General features: G+C 33.8%; 13 protein-coding genes. 2 read left to right on the top strand and 11 right to left on the bottom strand.

Features of this window, described 5'->3' with window-relative positions:
* Nucleotides 1-167 precede the first annotated feature (167 nt).
* The 3 genes from rpsA to ACNQGJ_RS06910 form a co-directional block, all read right to left on the bottom strand.
* Complete coding sequence (gene rpsA, locus ACNQGJ_RS06920) at nucleotides 168-1,946, bottom strand: 30S ribosomal protein S1 (protein WP_417971415.1); 1,779 nt, start codon at nucleotides 1,944-1,946, stop codon at nucleotides 168-170.
* Nucleotides 1,947-2,394: 448 nt separating this feature from the next.
* A complete protein-coding gene (locus tag ACNQGJ_RS06915; RefSeq protein WP_417971413.1) occupies nucleotides 2,395-3,006 on the bottom strand; it encodes an ATPase in 612 nt (203 codons plus the stop codon).
* Complete coding sequence (locus ACNQGJ_RS06910; RefSeq protein WP_158616090.1) at nucleotides 2,999-3,163, bottom strand: hypothetical protein; 165 nt, start codon at nucleotides 3,161-3,163, stop codon at nucleotides 2,999-3,001. The genes ACNQGJ_RS06915 and ACNQGJ_RS06910 overlap by 8 nt, the downstream gene beginning before the upstream one ends.
* A 551-nt stretch (nucleotides 3,164-3,714) precedes the next feature.
* Between ACNQGJ_RS06910 and ACNQGJ_RS06905 the strand changes: the two genes are divergently transcribed.
* Both ACNQGJ_RS06905 and ACNQGJ_RS06900 read left to right on the top strand, forming a co-directional pair.
* On the top strand, nucleotides 3,715-4,008 hold the full coding sequence (locus ACNQGJ_RS06905) for a hypothetical protein (RefSeq protein WP_417971411.1): 294 nt from the start codon (nucleotides 3,715-3,717) through the stop codon (nucleotides 4,006-4,008).
* Nucleotides 4,009-4,077: 69 nt separating this feature from the next.
* Nucleotides 4,078-4,710, top strand: coding sequence for a hypothetical protein (locus ACNQGJ_RS06900; RefSeq protein ID WP_417971409.1), 633 nt, complete (start codon nucleotides 4,078-4,080; stop codon nucleotides 4,708-4,710).
* A gap of 131 nt (nucleotides 4,711-4,841) precedes the next feature.
* Here the strand turns inward: ACNQGJ_RS06900 and ACNQGJ_RS06895 are convergent, their stop codons facing one another.
* The 8 genes from ACNQGJ_RS06895 to glgB all read right to left on the bottom strand — a co-directional run bounded on the left by ACNQGJ_RS06895 (nucleotide 4,842) and on the right by glgB (nucleotide 18,162).
* Nucleotides 4,842-6,218 (bottom strand): nucleoside permease, encoded by a 1,377-nt coding sequence (locus ACNQGJ_RS06895; RefSeq protein ID WP_417971407.1) that lies wholly within the window; start codon nucleotides 6,216-6,218, stop codon nucleotides 4,842-4,844.
* 77 nt (nucleotides 6,219-6,295) lie between these two features.
* Nucleotides 6,296-6,988, bottom strand: a complete 693-nt coding sequence (cmk, locus tag ACNQGJ_RS06890; protein WP_417971405.1) for a (d)CMP kinase — start codon at nucleotides 6,986-6,988, stop codon at nucleotides 6,296-6,298.
* Between the two features lie 62 nt (nucleotides 6,989-7,050).
* Complete coding sequence (gene porQ / locus ACNQGJ_RS06885) at nucleotides 7,051-8,073, bottom strand: type IX secretion system protein PorQ (RefSeq protein WP_417971404.1); 1,023 nt, start codon at nucleotides 8,071-8,073, stop codon at nucleotides 7,051-7,053.
* A gap of 166 nt (nucleotides 8,074-8,239) precedes the next feature.
* Nucleotides 8,240-10,690: an endopeptidase La gene (lon, locus tag ACNQGJ_RS06880; protein ID WP_417971402.1), complete on the bottom strand. Its 2,451-nt coding sequence runs from the start codon at nucleotides 10,688-10,690 to the stop codon at nucleotides 8,240-8,242.
* Nucleotides 10,691-11,051: 361 nt separating this feature from the next.
* Complete coding sequence (locus ACNQGJ_RS06875; protein ID WP_417971400.1) at nucleotides 11,052-12,377, bottom strand: MFS transporter; 1,326 nt, start codon at nucleotides 12,375-12,377, stop codon at nucleotides 11,052-11,054.
* A 377-nt stretch (nucleotides 12,378-12,754) separates the two neighbouring features.
* Nucleotides 12,755-13,570 carry a M48 family metallopeptidase gene (locus ACNQGJ_RS06870; RefSeq protein ID WP_417971398.1) on the bottom strand — a complete coding sequence of 272 codons (816 nt, stop codon included), beginning with the start codon at nucleotides 13,568-13,570 and terminating at the stop codon, nucleotides 12,755-12,757.
* Nucleotides 13,571-13,659: 89 nt separating this feature from the next.
* Nucleotides 13,660-16,059, bottom strand: a complete 2,400-nt coding sequence (locus ACNQGJ_RS06865; protein WP_417971396.1) for a glycoside hydrolase family 31 protein — start codon at nucleotides 16,057-16,059, stop codon at nucleotides 13,660-13,662.
* A 195-nt stretch (nucleotides 16,060-16,254) separates the two neighbouring features.
* Nucleotides 16,255-18,162 (bottom strand): 1,4-alpha-glucan branching protein GlgB, encoded by a 1,908-nt coding sequence (glgB, locus tag ACNQGJ_RS06860; RefSeq protein ID WP_417971394.1) that lies wholly within the window; start codon nucleotides 18,160-18,162, stop codon nucleotides 16,255-16,257.
* Between the last annotated feature and the right edge of the window lie 47 nt (nucleotides 18,163-18,209).

Genomic DNA, 18,209 nt, shown 5'->3' with positions numbered 1-18,209 from the left:
ATGAAGAAATAAAAGATATAATGACCCTTTGAGTTCAATGCAAGTAGGAATGTTGTATTACGACAAAAGATTGCCGCACTTCACTGCGTTACGCTCGCAATGACATATAACAAAAAAAAAGCCCCGCAAATTGCGGGGCTTTCTATATTCAAAAAAATTTCAAGAAATTATTTTTTCTCTGATTTTTCCATTTTAGCTTTCAATGCAGCTAATACATCATTGTTATCTCCTAAAGTTGCAGCTGGTGCATTTGTAGATGATGCAGATGAAGTATTTTCAGTTGCAGTTTTCACATTTTTCTCTTCTTCTTCACGGAAGATAGCAGTGTGAGATGCAACAACTCTTTTGAATTCTTTGTTGAATTCGATTACTTTGAAATCAGCTGATTCTCCTTTTTTCAATTTCTTACCGTCTTCTTTTTCAAGGTGACGAGTAGGAATAAAAGCAACGATATCATCTCCGAATTCTACAGTAGCTCCTTTGTCAACGATTTCAGAAATTTCACCGTTGTGGATAGTTCCTACAGCGAAAGAATCTTCATACTGATCCCAAGGATTAGCAGTAGTTTGTTTGTGTCCTAAAGATAATTTACGACCATCAACATCTAATTCTAATACTACTACATCAAGTTTCTCACCAACATTTACAAATTCAGATGGGTGTTTGATTTTCTTAGTCCAAGATAAGTCAGAGATGTAAATTAATCCATCAATTCCTTCTTCTAGTTCTACGAAAATTCCAAAGTTTGTAAAGTTTCTAACGATACCTGAATGTTTAGAACCTACAGGATATTTAGAAGTGATATCAGTCCAAGGATCTTGAGACAATTGTTTGATACCTAATGACATTTTACGGTCATCTCTGTCTAATGTTAAGATCACTGCTTCAACAACATCTCCTACTTTTACGAAATCCTGAGCAGAACGTAAATGAGTAGACCAAGACATTTCAGAAACGTGGATTAAACCTTCAACACCTTCAGCAACTTCGATGAAAGCACCGTAATCAGCGATTACAACTACTTTACCTTTTACTTTGTCTCCAATTGCTAATTTAGCATCTAGAGCATCCCAAGGGTGCGCGTTTAATTGTTTCAATCCTAATTGAATTCTTGTTTTTTCGTCATCGAAATCAAGAATTACAACATTTAATTTTTGGTCTAATTCCAGCACTTCACTTGGGTGGTTAATACGACTCCAAGAAAGGTCAGTAATGTGAATTAATCCATCAACACCACCTAAGTCAATAAAGACACCATAAGAAGTAATGTTTTTAACAACACCTTCTAATACTTGTCCTTTTTGCAATTGACCGATGATTTCTTTTTTCTGGATTTCAATATCCGCTTCAATAAGCGCTTTATGAGAAACAACAACATTTTTGAATTCGTGGTTGATTTTCACCACTTTGAATTCCATCATTTTGTTTACATATACATCGTAATCTCTAATTGGTTTAACATCAATTTGAGATCCTGGTAAAAACGCTTCAATTCCGAAAACGTCAACGATCATACCACCTTTAGTTCTGCATTTTACAAAACCATTAACGATTTCGCCTGTTTCGTTAGCCGAAATAACTCTGTCCCAAGATTTGATAGTACGTGCTTTTCTGTGAGATAACACTAATTGACCAGTTTTATCCTCACGGATGTCAATTAACACTTCAACAGTATCACCTACTTTTAATGCTGGGTTGTAACGGAATTCATTCAATGAAATAACACCTTCCGATTTTGCGTTGATATCAACGATAACGTCTCTATCTGTAATTCTAACAACTGTACCATCTACCACTTCTTCTTGATCCGTAGCGATAAATGTTTTTGAAACTAGTTCTTCGAATTCTAATAAGTTTTTTTGATCAACAGCATCAATACCTTCTTCGAAATTGTGCCAGTTAAAATTTGCTAAAAACTCTTCTTGTGATTTTACTTGTTCAGACATGCTGATTAAAAATTTGTATTCTGTATTTTCTCGAGTTTCTTACTGTGCTAGAAAACAACAGAAGTTGTTTGTATAATTAATGGAACCCTAAAGGAAACTCTTACTCACCAAAAGGTTTGCAAAAGTAACACTTTTATCTTGAACTGCAAAATAATTTAAATGCGATAATGTATTGGTTTTTAGGAGCAGTACGTTTTGGGGTTTTTATGACTATTATTCCAGATTTCGCCTTTATCTCTTCACTGCGTTACGAGGATATCGGCTCTATCGGGGCTATTTATGACTTTTAGGATTTCAAAAACAAATGCATCCTAAAAAAACAAAGCATTAGTTGAAAATAAAAAAATAAACCCACTTATTTTCCTCTATACAATTATCATACAAAATCTCCCTTGCTTCTTATCTGCTATTGCACAAATCCTTTCGTGTGATAGCAACTTGTAAAACATCAGCTAATTTGGTTTCTCTTTTTAATTATATCTGGAATCAAAGATTTCAAATAATCAGGTATTTTTGTTATTGAAGAAACTTTTCCTGATTCAATTGATAAAATATGGGTTGGATGCTTGAGGTATTTTGACGAATCGAATAAATCTATGTAGTCAAAATAATTGAAAAAAGAATTTAAATTATTATATCCATCATTATATCGCTTTTCTATTTCATTTTCAGGCACATAATGTCCTCCATTTTCAACTCGGATGGCCACCCTTTTTTTAGCTTCTTGTATGGAGTCAAGACACAGAAAAATAAGATACAAATCATATCCATTATTTTTAAATATTTCAGGCCAATGAAGAGGTGTCGAATTGAAGTTAGTTTCATAACAAAAGCTGGATTTGTTATCGATTGCTATTTTTACCTGGCTTTCTAACTCATTAAATGCCATCCTATGAGCCATTGCTTCTTTCAGGTCCGAATCAATCAAAGAATTATAGAATCTTAAAAATTGATAATCATAATCAAAAGGAGTAAAATTGTCAGGAGCTAGCGGTTTAGAAAAAGTTGATTTTCCAGACCCATTGCATCCTGCTATGATAAGCAAAACAGGCTTAGACATTCTTGAATTGTGGAGCTATAATGGGCTTTTTTTGATTTTTTCCCAATTTCAAGTTTTCTTCATAAACAGCTACTTGTACCTTAACTGAAGGCATTACTTTTTTCATTTGCTTTAAAGCAAACTGTACTCTTTGGTTAGTATTTGAAATATTTTTCATAGTCACAAATTTACAAAAAAATTAAATAGTACAAATGAGGTAGCATAATAAAAAAATAACCTCTTTACTTATTGTCGTTTTTGATTTAACAAAATTCATTTGTTTTTTTTTACACAAATGCAACACAACTCCGCTTTTCGTTACAAACGAAGTTCACTGAATTCCAATAAAAACATAAGCTAACCGAAGTAATCTCCCGATAAAATCGGGAGGATTTCCATTGTATTCTGGGTTAATTAGGATATTTGTATATTTGGATTTAATTATTGTGGTATAATTATCATCTTTATCTAACCAGAATTGGGTAGCTTTATTTAATTTCATAGCACTTAAACAAGTTAGCGGTCAGTCATATAAATTTTGTCAAAACAATAAACAATAAAAAAAAATGAAAAAAAATATAGCATTAGTAATTTTTCTATTTTTCTTGCAATTTTGCCAAGCACAATGTCTCATGACATTCGATGAATTAGAAAAATCAACCTACTTGAATTTATCAGATTTTGAAACTTTTGCATTAAAAAAAGGTTTCTCATATAACAGTGATAAAGATGTATATATATATATATGATCCTGAATACGCGCAAGGAGCAAATCCTCAGTTAATAAGAAGCAAGGGCAAAAATAATTCTAACCTAATTCAGTACTTTTTTTTTCAAAAATCTCAATATCTAAATTACAAAACAGCTTTGGAAAGTAAAGGGAGATTAGAAGATTCGCGTGTAGAAAATAATGCTTTAACATCTCAATACAGTTACGATAATCGATTGGCGATGTTAATAACCAAAACGTTTGAATCAATGACAGTTTACATTATCAATATTTCAAACGAAAAACTAAATTGAAATATGTAATCCCAACCATCGCAAGAGCGAGGTAGCTTTGGCTGCAATGTAAACACACTTAATGGAAATATGGCTGAAATAAAGAATCCAGACGGAAGTTTACAACTTCAAAATCCAGAAGCTGAAATAGTGAGCAAATTGGCTCTCGATTTAGTTACAGGATATTATGCATATGTTTCAGCTATTTCTTTAGCTATAGATATACGTTCAGATAAATTAATTCCCGAAGTTCTTCCAAATCAAATTGTGCCAGTTGGTTTTGTAAAAAGTAAAGGCGATCCTCTTGCCCACACCTTTGATTTTAGATTATACTTAGAACAAGCGAGAGAAAACGAGTTTGTCATTAATCAATTAGAACGTGTTTATTTAACTGGTGCATTGTTATCAATCGGAGACGCATTGATAGATCATAAGTACTTTAATGATTTTCACTCACCAATTTTTCAACTTATTAGACATCTTAGAAATGGAATAGCTCATGGAAATAAATTCGACATAAGAAACTCTCAAGAATTAATAGACCATCCAGCACACGATAGAGTTCCGCAGAACCATAATCCAACAAAATTTCAAATTACTCCTGAATTAAATGGCACCAATGTTCTTTTTGACTTTATGGATCCTGGTGATATATTAAACACATTACATCAAGCGGGCTTTCATTTAATGGATTTGGCTTGCGGTGTGGAAAAGATGACGTAAAAAAAAACACAGTACCTTTACTCTTCACTACGCTACTAGGATAATGGCTCCATCGCGGCTAAATAGTTTTACCCCGATTTTTCAGCATAAAAAAACCCGATAACTTTTAAATGTTATCGGGTTATATTTTTCTAATGACTTACATTTTCAACATCTACAGGATTGTGTTTGTGCTTGAATAAAATAGCAAATGCTACCGCGATGATCAACGCATAAATTGCAAAAGCCAGCCAAATTGTATGCCAGTCTTTCATGAAAATGGCTTTACTAAACAATCCATTGGATGTAATTGAATTCCCTTGCGCTGCAACAAATTCTAACATCTTTGGATTAGTCGTTTCTGTTTCCAGAAAACCAGCCAGATCTGTAGTATTATTAAATGATTTTGTAAAGTATTTATCAATAGCCCATCCCGAAGTAAAACTTCCCAACACCGCTCCAAAACCATTGGTCATCATCATAAATAAACCTTGTGCCGAAGAACGATTTTTTGAATCCGTATTGGTTTCAACAAATAATGATCCTGAAATATTAAAGAAATCAAATGCCATTCCATAAACCACACAAGACATGATAATCATCCACAATCCGCTTGTTGGATTTCCGTAAGCAAATAATCCAAAACGCAATACCCATGCCAACATACTTATCAACATCACTTGTTTGATTCCAAAACGTCTTAGAAAAAAAGGAATCGCAAGAATAAATAGCGTCTCTGAAATTTGAGAAATTGACATTATTATGGTGGAATATTCCACAACGAAAGAATCCGCATATTTTGGAAAATGTTTAAATTCATCCAAGAAAACATCTCCGTACGCATTTGTCAATTGTAAAGCTCCCCCTAAAAACATAGAAAAAACAAAGAATAAAGCCATTTTATAATCTGCAAATAATTTAAACGATTCTAAACCTAATGTTTCCATAATGGAAGCATTCACTTTAGACAAGCGTTGCGGTTTACATTTTGGTAACGTAAAAGAATAAATTCCTAAAAGTACCGCAGCTAAACCTGCGATGTAAAACTGATATTCAGTTGCTTTATTTCCTGTTAAATTGGTAATCCACATCGCAACAATAAAACCTATTGTTCCCCAAACCCGAATGGGAGGGAAATTTTTAATAATATCTTTATTATTTAATTTAAGTGCATTATAGGATATAGAATTACTCAAAGCAATCGTTGGCATATAAAAACACATCGCCAAAAGCATAATATAAATAAAGGTTTCCGGAGTGGAAACTTGTGGTATGTAAAATAAAACGGCAGCGTACAAAATATGAAGAATTCCGTATAATTTTTCAGCATTTACCCATCTGTCAGCGATAATTCCAGTTAGAGTAGGCATAAATAAAGAAGCAATTCCCATAGTTCCAAAAACTAATCCAAACTGGGTTCCTTCCCAATTCTTGGTGCCAAACCAGTAATTCGCAATGGTAATTAACCAAGCTCCCCAAACAAAAAACTGAAGAAAACTCATTATTACCAATCGATTTTTAATTCCCATAAGATGAATTGTTTTTTATTTTTAAAAAAAAATTAACAAGGCGTAAATCTACTATTAAAAATGAGATCTGCAAATAATTATATCGTTTTAGTAATTTCATTTACTAACTCTAATACAAGCTCGAATTGTTCCTCGCGATTCAAATGTGAATTATCAATTTCGATAGCATCTTCAGCCATTACCAAAGGAGAATCTTTACGGTGTGTATCAATATAATCTCGTTCTTCTACATTTGCCAAAACTGCCTCAAATGACACCGTATCTCCTTTTTCAACCAATTCGTCGTAACGTCTTTTTGCTCTGGTAGTTGCACTTGCAGTCATAAAAATTTTAAGCTCGGCATCGGGAAAAACTACAGTACCAATATCCCTTCCATCCATTACTATTACTTTGTCTTTTCCCATTTTCTTTTGCTGTTCGACTAATTTCGCACGAACCTCAGAAACTTCAGCTACTTTACTGACAAAACAGGAAACTTCAATCGTTCTAATTTCTGTTTCAACATTAATATCATTCAAAAACATTTCGGCAAAACCCAAATCAGCATTGAATTTAAAATGCAATTTTATATTTGGTAAACTGTTAATTAAAATTTGTTTATCAAAAAAATCAGCGCTTATGTAACCATTTTGCATCGCAAATAAAGTTACGGCACGGTACATTGCTCCGGTATCTACATATATATATCCTAAATGATTCGCGAGTTGTTTGGCCAACGTACTTTTTCCTGTAGATGAAAATCCGTCAATTGCGATGGTAATTTTTTTCAAAATATTTTATTTAAATTTAATAATTAATCAAACTGCTCTGCCATTAGTTTCAAATTGGGAAATTATTCTTGAAAATTAATAGTTAACCCAAAAAGACTTGTATTTCCTGCCAATGTGTATCTGGAATAGGAATAATTAAATTTCAGTTTATTCAGTTTAAGTCCGAAACCTAATGAAACTCCCGAAAAATTACGCTGTTCCTGAAGCCGTAGTTCCTCGGCTCTTCTAAAATTATATCCCACGCGCAGATTAAATGCCTTTTTCGGAAAAAGCTCTACTCCCACAATTACATGTCGCAATGCATTATTTACAAAGGAAATTTTTTCTTGGCTCTCCGTGCCGTCAAACGATGATTCTGCCCTGACCGGATTTGAAAAAGCAATATTCCATTGCTGTAAATTTTCCAAAGTAAGATGCCAACGAATAGGTACATTCTCTAGTTCTTGTGAAACGCCCGCGATGATTTCGAGTGGCAGTTTTTCATTTGTACCATTATAAGTCGAGAACTGAGTTCCGATATTTCGAATAGCCAAACCCCAATTTACATCATTTTTTTCGTCAATAAAAAGCGCTCCTATATCAATTGCACCACCTAAAGAATAATAACTTTCTAAACTGGAAGATATTAATTTTGCATTAGCGCCTAAATGAATTGTAGTATTTGGAATGTTATAGGAATAGCCAACGGAAAGAGCCATTTCGCTTCCGGTAAATTCGGATGTAGGCTGACCATTTTCATCATAACCTTCAAAATTACCATAATTCACATAATTCACACCCGCCTGCAACGTTTGCAAATGCCGATCATACGTGTAAGCATAAGAGGCCGTTCCGTAGGTTACTTCCTTAAAATAACTTCCATAATTTAAAGCCAAATGGTTGTCCATTTCAGCATTTATAGTAGCTGGATTGAAATGAGCCTGATTGACATCATCATCATATATGGTGATTACTTTTCCTCCCAGCGCCGCTTGCCTTGGTGAAGTGACCAAGTTCAAAAACTGATAGGTATACTTGCCTCCTATTTGGCTGTACGATACAGAACAAATTAAAAATAAGGAGTATAATAAAAGTTTTTTTAACATGCTTTAAATTGCAACTTATGTAAGGTAAAACGCGACTGCGAAGATAAAATTATAAATACAATAAATGGCAACTTTAAAAATCGTAATTGCAAATAAAAAATCCAAATTCTAAACACTTACAATCAGGTTTTAGAATTTGGATTTTTAAAATTTTGAATTGATTTTATTATAAATCTTTAGCATTTTTGACTTTCTGATCAGTCAATGCATATTTCAATACTTCGCTCATTTCTTTTACATAATGAAATGACAGACCTTCCAGATATTCTGGTTTTATTTCATCAATATCACTTTTGTTTTCATGACACAAAATAATTTCTTTAATATTCGCTCTTTTGGCCGCGAGAATCTTCTCTTTAATTCCACCAACTGGCAACACTTTTCCTCGCAAGGTAATTTCTCCTGTCATCGCCAAGTTTTTCTTTATTCTTTTTTGTGTAAACAAAGAAACTAGGGACGTCAACATCGCAATTCCGGCACTAGGACCGTCTTTTGGAGTTGCACCTTCAGGAACGTGCAAGTGAATATTGTATTTAGATAGTATCTCTGAGTTTAATCCTAAAAGCGTCGCATTCGCTTTGATATATTCTAAAGCTACGGTGGCAGATTCTTTCATTACGGTACCTAAATTTCCGGTAATGGTCATCGTACCTTTTCCTGGAGAAAGCAACGATTCTATAAACAGAATATCACCACCGACAGAAGTCCAGGCCAAACCAGTTACCACACCGGCAACATCATTGTTCTCGTATTTATCTCTTTCTAATCTTGGAACACCAAGTGTTTTTATGATATCGTCGTCTGTTACTTTTTTGTTATACTCTTCTTCCATTGCAACGGATTTTGCTGCGTTACGGATTACTTGAGCAATTTTAGCTTCTAAACCACGAACTCCCGATTCCCGTGTGTATCCTTCGACAATTTTCTCCAATTGTTTTTTACCAATGCTTAAATCCTTAGTCGTTAAGCCGTGTTCTTTCAATTGTCTTGGAAACAAATGCTGGCGTGCAATTTCTACTTTTTCTTCAATCGTATAACCCGACATTTTGATAATTTCCATTCGGTCTTTCAACGCAGGTTGAACCGCAGCCATATTATTAGACGTAGCGATAAACATGACTTTTGACAAATCATACCCCATTTCAAGAAAATTATCATAAAACGAATTGTTTTGCTCTGGATCTAACACTTCCAGTAATGCTGACGATGGATCGCCTTGATTACTGTTTGATAACTTATCAATTTCATCCAAAACAAAAACCGGATTTGATGTTCCTGCTTTTTTCAAACTTTGAATAATTCGCCCTGGCATGGCACCGATGTAGGTTTTTCTATGTCCGCGAATCTCCGCTTCATCACGTAAACCACCGAGAGAAATTCGAACATATTTTCGACCCAATGCTTCAGCTATAGATCTACCAATTGATGTTTTTCCAACTCCCGGAGGTCCTGTCAAACAAATAATTGGAGACTTCATATCATTTCGCAATTTTAAAACTGCTAAATGTTCTATCATTCTTTTCTTAACATCTTCAAGACCAAAATGATCTCTATCCAATATTTTCTGTGCTCTTTTTAAATCGAATTTATCTTTAGAATATTCGTTCCAAGGCAGTTCTAAAAACAACTCTAAATAGTTTCTTTGAATTCCAAAATCTGGCGCCTGTGGATTCATTTTGCGCATTTTGGACAATTCTTTAACGAAATGTTTTTTGGTTTTTTCGTCCCATTTTTTAGTCAAGGACTTCTGCAACATTTCATCCATTTCTTCTTCCTGAGAAACACCACCCAATTCTTCTTGAATCGTTTTCAATTGTTGGTGCAGGAAATATTCGCGTTGTTGCTGGTCTAAATCGAAGCGAACTTTAGACTGAATGTCATTTTTCAACTCGAGTTTTTGCAACTCAACATTCATATGTCGCAACGTTTCTAAAGCTCGATCTTTCAGTTCATTAATCGCTAATAGATCTTGTTTCTCTTTAACCGATAAATTCATGTTTGAAGTAACAAAATTGACAAGAAACGACTGGCTTTCAATATTTTTGATAGCAAACGTCGCTTCACTTGGAATATTTGGACTTTCTTTAATAATTTGAATCGCCAATTCCTTAATTGAATCCAAAATTGCAACAAATTCAGTATCGTTTTTCTTCGGTCTTTTTTCCGGAACCTCTTTAATTTTTGCCGTAATGTATGGTGTGTCAGTAACAACAGAATCAATTTCAAAACGTTTTTTACCTTGAAGAATTACAGTTACATTCCCGTCAGGCATTTTTAATACGCGCAAAATACGGGCTACAGTACCTATTTTATGAATATCATCTTTTGTGGGATCTTCATCTTCCTCATTTACTTGAGCAACAACTCCTATAGTTTTCCCAACGGCATTCGCGTCATTTATCAATTTTATAGATTTATCGCGACCAGCAGTGATTGGAATCACAACTCCTGGAAATAAAACCATATTTCGCAACGGTAAAATAGCCAGTAATTCCGGTAAAGCCTCATTATTCATTTCCTCCTCATCTTCAGGAGTCAAAAGTGGAATTAAATCTGCTTCTGAATCAAATTCTTGAAGTGACAGATTGTCAATAGTAAGTATTTTATGATTTGACATATATTATTTAAGTCTTTTTGTCATTAAAAATTTCATTATTTAAGCAAATATATGTTTTCAAAGTAGTCTTTTTATATAAAATCAATCTTTGATAGTCATAATTTACTTAGCGGTAAAAGAGTCAATCTCTGTGCCAAAATATAATCTTTTTATCCTATTTTCATTATAAAGAGATATTTTAGGCACAACAAACAACAACCAAATAAAACCATTCTGAGCACGTTTTGATGCTTACTTAAGTGTTTCATGTGATATGAAAATAGCTAGGAGAACAATAAATTTCAGCAGTGATTTAAATGGTCCAAGAGCTATTTCGAGAGCTTAATTTTAAGAAAAATACATTATTAGGGAAGATGCTTTATTAGTTTAAAACACTTTTTTTTGGAACTCTTTTTAGTAACAAAACCGCCACAACAAAGAATACGCCAAGAAATACAATTGCTAATCTTGGACTTCCAGTGATTTGATCAATAACGCCATAGATAATCATACCAATAACAATTCCTATTTTTTCAGCAACATCATAAAAACTAAAAAAAGAAGTAGTATCCTCTGTTTCAGGTAATAATTTAGAATATGTTGAGCGCGATAAAGCTTGAATACCACCCATTACAAGCCCAGCTATACTTGCCATGATATAAAAATGTATTGGTAAAGTGATAAAAAACGCAAGTGCACAAAATACCACCCAAATACAGTTAATCACTATCAAAGTTGGAATATTTCCAAATTTTTCTGAGGCTCTTGAAGTGAGAACGGCACCAAGAATCGCAACTAGTTGTATTATTAAAATACAAATAATTAAACCTATTGTGCTTTCCGCTTTGGATGACCAAGCAATTTCTTGTGCTCCAAAATAAGTGGCAACTAGCATCACCGTTTGTACGGCCATACTCGAAACAAAAAAACTTCCTAAATAACGACTTAGTTCAACGTTTTCTTTTAGTAGAAACCAAACCTTTTTTAACTCTTTAAAACCGTTAAAAATAACATGGTGAGTTACTTTACGATCAGCATTTTTATTGCCTTTTGGCAAAAAATAATACGTGTATTGACTGAATACTATCCACCAAACTCCTACCATAACAAATGAATACCGCATGGCTTTCATAGCTGCCTCTCCATCTGTTCCGGTAATTCCAAAAAGTTTTGGTTTCATGATCATAGCCAAATTGATGAGCAATAAAATAACACTTCCGATATATCCAAATGAATATCCTTTGGCACTAATTTTATCTTGTTGCTCCACATAAGCAATATCTGGTAAATAGGAATTATAAAAAACCAAACTTCCCCAATATCCAATTAAACCTAGGAAATAAAATGCTAGTCCAATGTATATATTTGTAAGATTAAACAAGTACAACCCCATACATGACAGCGCTCCTAAGTAGCAAAAGAATTTCATGAATGATTTTTTATTTCCCACATAATCTGCAATACCTGATAATAATGGCGAAATAAAAGCTATTAATAAAAATGCTAAAGCGGTAATAAAGCTTATTAGAGCTGAATTTTTGAGATTCATACCAAAAACATCAATGTAATGATCTCGCTCAGAAAATAAAGCTTCATAAAAGATGGGAAATACTGCAGATGCAATGGTAAGCGTATAAACTGAATTGGCCCAATCATAAAAAGCCCAAGCATTTAATAATTTTTCACTCCCTTTTTGTAAATCTGCCATATTTATCTTTTTTATGATACGAATTTATTTATTATTTTCTAACAACGATATAAAAAGCAATTAATTTACAAAGTAATAAATAACTAATGAATCAAAGGACGCTAACTCGTGATAAATCATGTACAATAAAAAACAGGCTTTCCCTTTTCAAGGATAGCCTGTTTAAATAATTTTATAATCATACTATGTTAATCTGTCGGTGCAATTATTCAAAACGTTATTTTGAATATTTTTGGTAACGTAAAAAGGCATAAAAACTGTATCTAAAATCTTTTTTTACTAATAACTGTCTAATTCTCGATATAATTTTCTGTCTGAAAGCACTCGAACTGAAAAAAATTATCTCAAAAACTACTCGCATGTAACGGATTACGTTACTACCTATTAATAACTCCGACTTTAGCTGCTAAAGCTTTTGCTTCCGGAATTAACGTTTTTAAATTTGCAATTCTCGTAGCATCAGACGGGTGTGTACTCATAAATTCTGGTGGTGCTTGACCTGAAGATTTTGCAGACATTCTAGACCAGAAAGTAATAGATTCCTCCGGATTATATCCAGCAATTGTCATTAAAGTCAGACCAACTTTATCCGCTTCAGTTTCGTGACCTCTACTAAATGGAAGCATTACACCAAACTGAGATCCTAATCCATACGCTTGACCCCATATTTGTTGTGTTTGTTCACTTTTACCTCCAGTCGCTACTGCAACACCTACAGCTCCTAATTGTTGCAATTGTGCAGCACTCATACGTTGCGCACCGTGATCTAGCAGTGCATGCGAAACTTCATGTCCCATAACCGTTGCTAAGCCAGCATCATTTTGTGTGATTGGTAAAATACCGGAATACACAACAATTTTTCCTCCTGGCATACACCATGCGTTCACTTCTTTATTGTCAATCAACTTATATTCCCAACGGTAATCATTCAAATATTTTGTTTGCCCTAAATAGGTTAAATATTTTTCTGCAGCTGCCTTAATCCTCGTTCCAACTGTTTCTACTCTTCTTGCATCGGCAGTTCCGGTAATCACTTTATTTTCCTTCAAAAAAGTACCATATTGTTGAAAAGATGATGGAAACAATTCACTGTTTGAAACAATATTAAAATTTTTCTTACCTGTTATAGGATTCGTTGCACAGGAATAAATTAATCCTACTGCAAAAATCCCTACTAATAAATGCTTTTTCATGATCTTAGATTTTAAATGTTAAACAAAAATACAATTATTACATGCATATAAATTTACATAATTAAATGAAAAAGTATCAATTTTTTTTGTTATTCTCCAGTGATATGAAATGTTGTAAATTCCTTATCAACAATCAAGTAGCTTTCATTTTCTAAAGTGTTTTTATCAAATGATACTTCCACATTATCAATCTCAATCATTTTAACTTTAAAGGGTAATCCGATAAGATTTATTTTATATTTCGAATAATTCGTATCGTATTTTCCTTCTTTATGCAACTGAACAATCAGTTCATTCTCTTTACCGGTTATTTGAAACGATAGAAAACTGTACCTCCCTTTTTTATAATCATAACCATCTTGCGCATCTTCATAAACTACAGACTTTTCTTTTCCCTCTTTATAATAAATATCGAGTGTTAATTCATCAAATTCTAATTCTCCAACATATTGTTGAACCGGATATTTAGGAATGATTGCTCCCGCTTTTACAAAAATTGGAATCTGATCAAATTTAGTATCTACCCAAATTTCTTTTCCTCCATTAACTTCTTCGTTGGTCCAATAATTATACCAATATCCTCGAGGAATATACATCCTTCTGCCTACAGCATTTGGTTCTAAAATTGGGCAAACTAATATTTGATTTCCAAAAACAAATTCGTCATTTCTATAATGCGTTTGAATATCTTCCTGATCATAATATACTAATGGTTTCAACATGGGGATTCCCTCCTCAATGTACTGCCAAAACATGGTATATAAATACGGTAACAATTGATATCTCAAATTTACGAATTTTCTGGTAATATTTATTACTTCTTCATCAAAAGCCCAAGGCTCCTGATCACCGTGATCTCCAGAAGAATGTGTTCTGCAAAACGGATGAAAAACACCTAATTGAATCCAGCGTGCATATAATTCGCCTGATGGCTGCTCTGCAAACCCACCAATATCAGAACCTGTAAAACCCATACCAGAAATAGACATGCGTTGCACCTGAATATTTGCAATCCATAAATGCTCCCAAGTGGCAACATTATCTCCGGTCCATGATGACGTATAGCGCTGTGCTCCAGCATATGCTGATCTTGTTATTACAAAAGGCCTTTTTGGATATGCAAATCGTTTCACACCGTGATATGTGGCTCTGGCCATTTGAGTACCGTAAATATTATGTGCTTTTCTATGACTACAAGGGTTTCCATCGTAATCGTGACGCACATCCATGGGAAATGTTTTATTAGGAACCTCCATTACTGCAGGTTCATTCATGTCATTCCATACTCCTTTTACACCAATTTCCGAAATTAATTCTTTGAATAATCCAGCCCACCATTCTCGTACCGCAGGATTTGTATAATCCGGAAAATTACATTCTCCTGGCCATACTTTTCCTTTCATGTATGGACCATCAGCTCTCTTACAGAAATAATCTTTTTCTAAGGCCTCTTTATATACATCGTATTCTTTATCAATTTTTATTCCCGGATCAATAATTACTACTGTTTTGAAACCATCTTCGGCTAATTCAGCCACCATTCTTTTGGGATCAGGAAAATATTCTTTATTCCAAGTAAAACATCGAAAACCTTCCATATAGTCAATGTCTAAATATATCGCATCGCATGGAATTTTTAATTCTCTGAATTTTGCGGCAACTTCTTTTAAATTACTTTCGGGATAATAACTCCATTTACATTGGTGGTATCCAAGTGCCCAAAGTGGGGGTAATTCCGGTTTACCGGTCAAATGAGTGTATGTAGTGACAACATCTTGCATTTCTGGTCCGTAAATGAAATAGTAATTCATTTCTCCTCCTTCGGCCCAGAAACTGGTAACGTTTCTTCGTTCGTGACAAAAATCAAAATAAGTCCTAAACGTATTATCAAAGAAAATACCGTACGATTGTTTGTTTTGTAATCCAATATAAAACGGAACTACCTTGTACAACGGTTCTTGGTCTTTTTGAAATGCATATTGATCTGTCGCAAAATTCTCCAGTCTCTTTCCTTTTAAATTCAGTTGGGTTGCTTTATCACCAAGTCCGTAAAAGCATTCTCCATCTTTTGAAGTTTTACTCATTTTTACAATGTTTCCGCCGTATTCATAGCTTTCTTCCCAATGGAAACCTAATTCATCCTCTAAAATAATAGTGTCCTCCAAATCAAAAATAGACAATCTCATATCTGTTTTTTGAATTCTACATTTTACTTTACTCGTTTTTATCTGATAATACTCTTCCACTTCAGAAACCTCAAGAAAATTGTATCCATGTGAATGATTTTGATCAACTGCATAGGAAAAATCGTTGCTAAAATACCCTTTTGTCGTAAATCTAAACCGAATTAAACTATCTCTTAATACGGTTACTTTTAAGATGACACTGTTATCGGTATGAAAATAAATTGAATCTGCTTCATGTTCAAAAGAAACTATTTTTGTGGGATATAAATCTCCTTTATATTCTAATTCTGTATTTGTAATCATGTTTTCTGGAATTAATTCTAATCAATTTTTGGTTTTCAAAAATACAAAAATACTTTTAAGCTTGTGTAGATCTGATTTTTATTAAAGAGAACGTTGTAGTTTTTTAATTTAACAATTCGCAATATATACTAATGGTTTCCATTATCAATGAAAACCATTGGTAATACTTATTTTAAAATAAGGGAATTTTTTAACTTATGAAATCTTATATACAGTAACGCTTAAAGGTGGCAAAAGCAACTCGGTAGAATAATCTTTTCCATCATAAGGCATTGCTTCAATTGCTATTTTTTTAGCGTTAGAAACTCCGCTTCCGCCATAATTTAAAGCATCAGTATTAAAAATTTCTGTCAATTTTCCTTTTTTGGGTAAACCTATTCGATAATTAGGGCGAACAACTTGAGTAAAATTGCAAACCACTATTACATCGTTATTTGAGTCATATCCTTTTCGAATGAAAGACATTACAGCATTTTGATGATCGGAGTAATTTATCCATTCAAACCCTTCGGGACTAAATTGTTTTTCATGCAGCGCGGGTTGTGTTTTGTACAATTTATTCAAATCCGTAATCAATTTTTTCACGCCTTCGTGATATGGATATTGCAATAAATGCCAATCTAAACTTCCTTCAAAATTCCACTCGCTACTTTGTCCAAATTCACTTCCCATAAATAATAATTTAGTTCCGGGATGTACAAACATATAGCCATACAATAATCTTAAATTCGCAAATTTCTGCCATTCATCGCCGGGCATTCTACCCGCAATAGATTTTTTTCCATAAACTACTTCATCATGGGAAAGCGGTAACATGAAATTTTCCGAAAAGGTATACGTCATTGAAAAAGTCAAATCATTTTGATGGTACTTTCTATATACGGTATCTTTTTGAAAATATTCTAAAGTATCGTGCATCCAGCCCATCATCCATTTCATACCAAAACCTAAACCACCAACGGATGTAGGTCTGGAAACCATAGGAAACGAAGTACTTTCCTCTGCTATAGTTTGCACTCCTTCATAATTTAAATAAACAGCTTCGTTAAATTCCTTCAAGAAACTAATCGTATCTAGGTTTTCCCTACCTCCATAAATATTAGGTTCCCATTCGCCTTCCTTTCTGGAGTAATCTAAGTATAACATAGATGCAACGGCATCCACACGCAAAGCATCAGCGTGATAATGGTGTAACCAAAATAATGCATTACTGATAAGGAAGGAACGCACTTCATTTCGTCCATAATTAAACACTAAACTTTTCCAATCTGGATGATAGCCTTTTCTACGATCAGGATGTTCAAAAAGATTTGATCCGTCAAAAAATCCTAAACCATGAGCATCATCTGGAAAATGAGAAGGAACCCAGTCCAGAATAACTCCAATTCCGGCTTCATGTAGTTTATCAACCAAATACATGAATTCTTGCGGATTGCCAAAACGGGAAGTTGGCGCAAAATATCCCACTAACTGGTATCCCCACGAAGGATCGTATGGATATTCCATGATTGGCATAAACTCTACGTGGGTAAAACCTGTTTCTTGTACATAGTTTACTAAATCTTCGGCAAATTCCAGGTACGTCAAAAAACGATTTTCTTCGCCGTGACGTTTCCAAGAACCTAAATGTACTTCATAAACAGAATAGGGTTTGTCTAAACCATTATGATTTTGACGTGTTTCCATCCAATTTTTGTCGTTCCATTTATAGTCTAAATCCCATACTACAGATGCTGTATGGGGTGGTTTTTCACAGTAAAAAGCAAAAGGATCTGCTTTTTCAGTGACAATTCCATTACTACTGGATTGAATTTTATATTTATAGGTTGTCCCTTTTTGAACATTTGGAATAAACCCTTCCCAAATACCCGACGAATCCCAACGTACTGCTAATGGATGTTCGCCTTGCGTCCAGAAATTGAAATCCCCAACAACAGAAACCGAATGAGCCGTAGGGGCCCAAACTGCAAAGTAAACTCCGTCTACTCCATCAACTGAAACGAGATGTGCGCCTAGTTTTTCGTAGAGTCGAAAATGTTTCCCGGCTTTAAATAAATCGATATCAAAATCTGTAAAAAGAGAATGCGAAAGAACTGTACTCATATAACAATTGTATACTTCTGCTTGTTAAAAAAAAGCAAAATATTAAT

It is taken from the genome of Flavobacterium cryophilum, from assembly GCF_048286555.1.
GTDB lineage: Bacteria > Bacteroidota > Bacteroidia > Flavobacteriales > Flavobacteriaceae > Flavobacterium.
The sequence above is the reverse complement of the archived record's forward strand: the minus strand, read 5'-3'. Positions and strand labels throughout refer to the sequence as shown.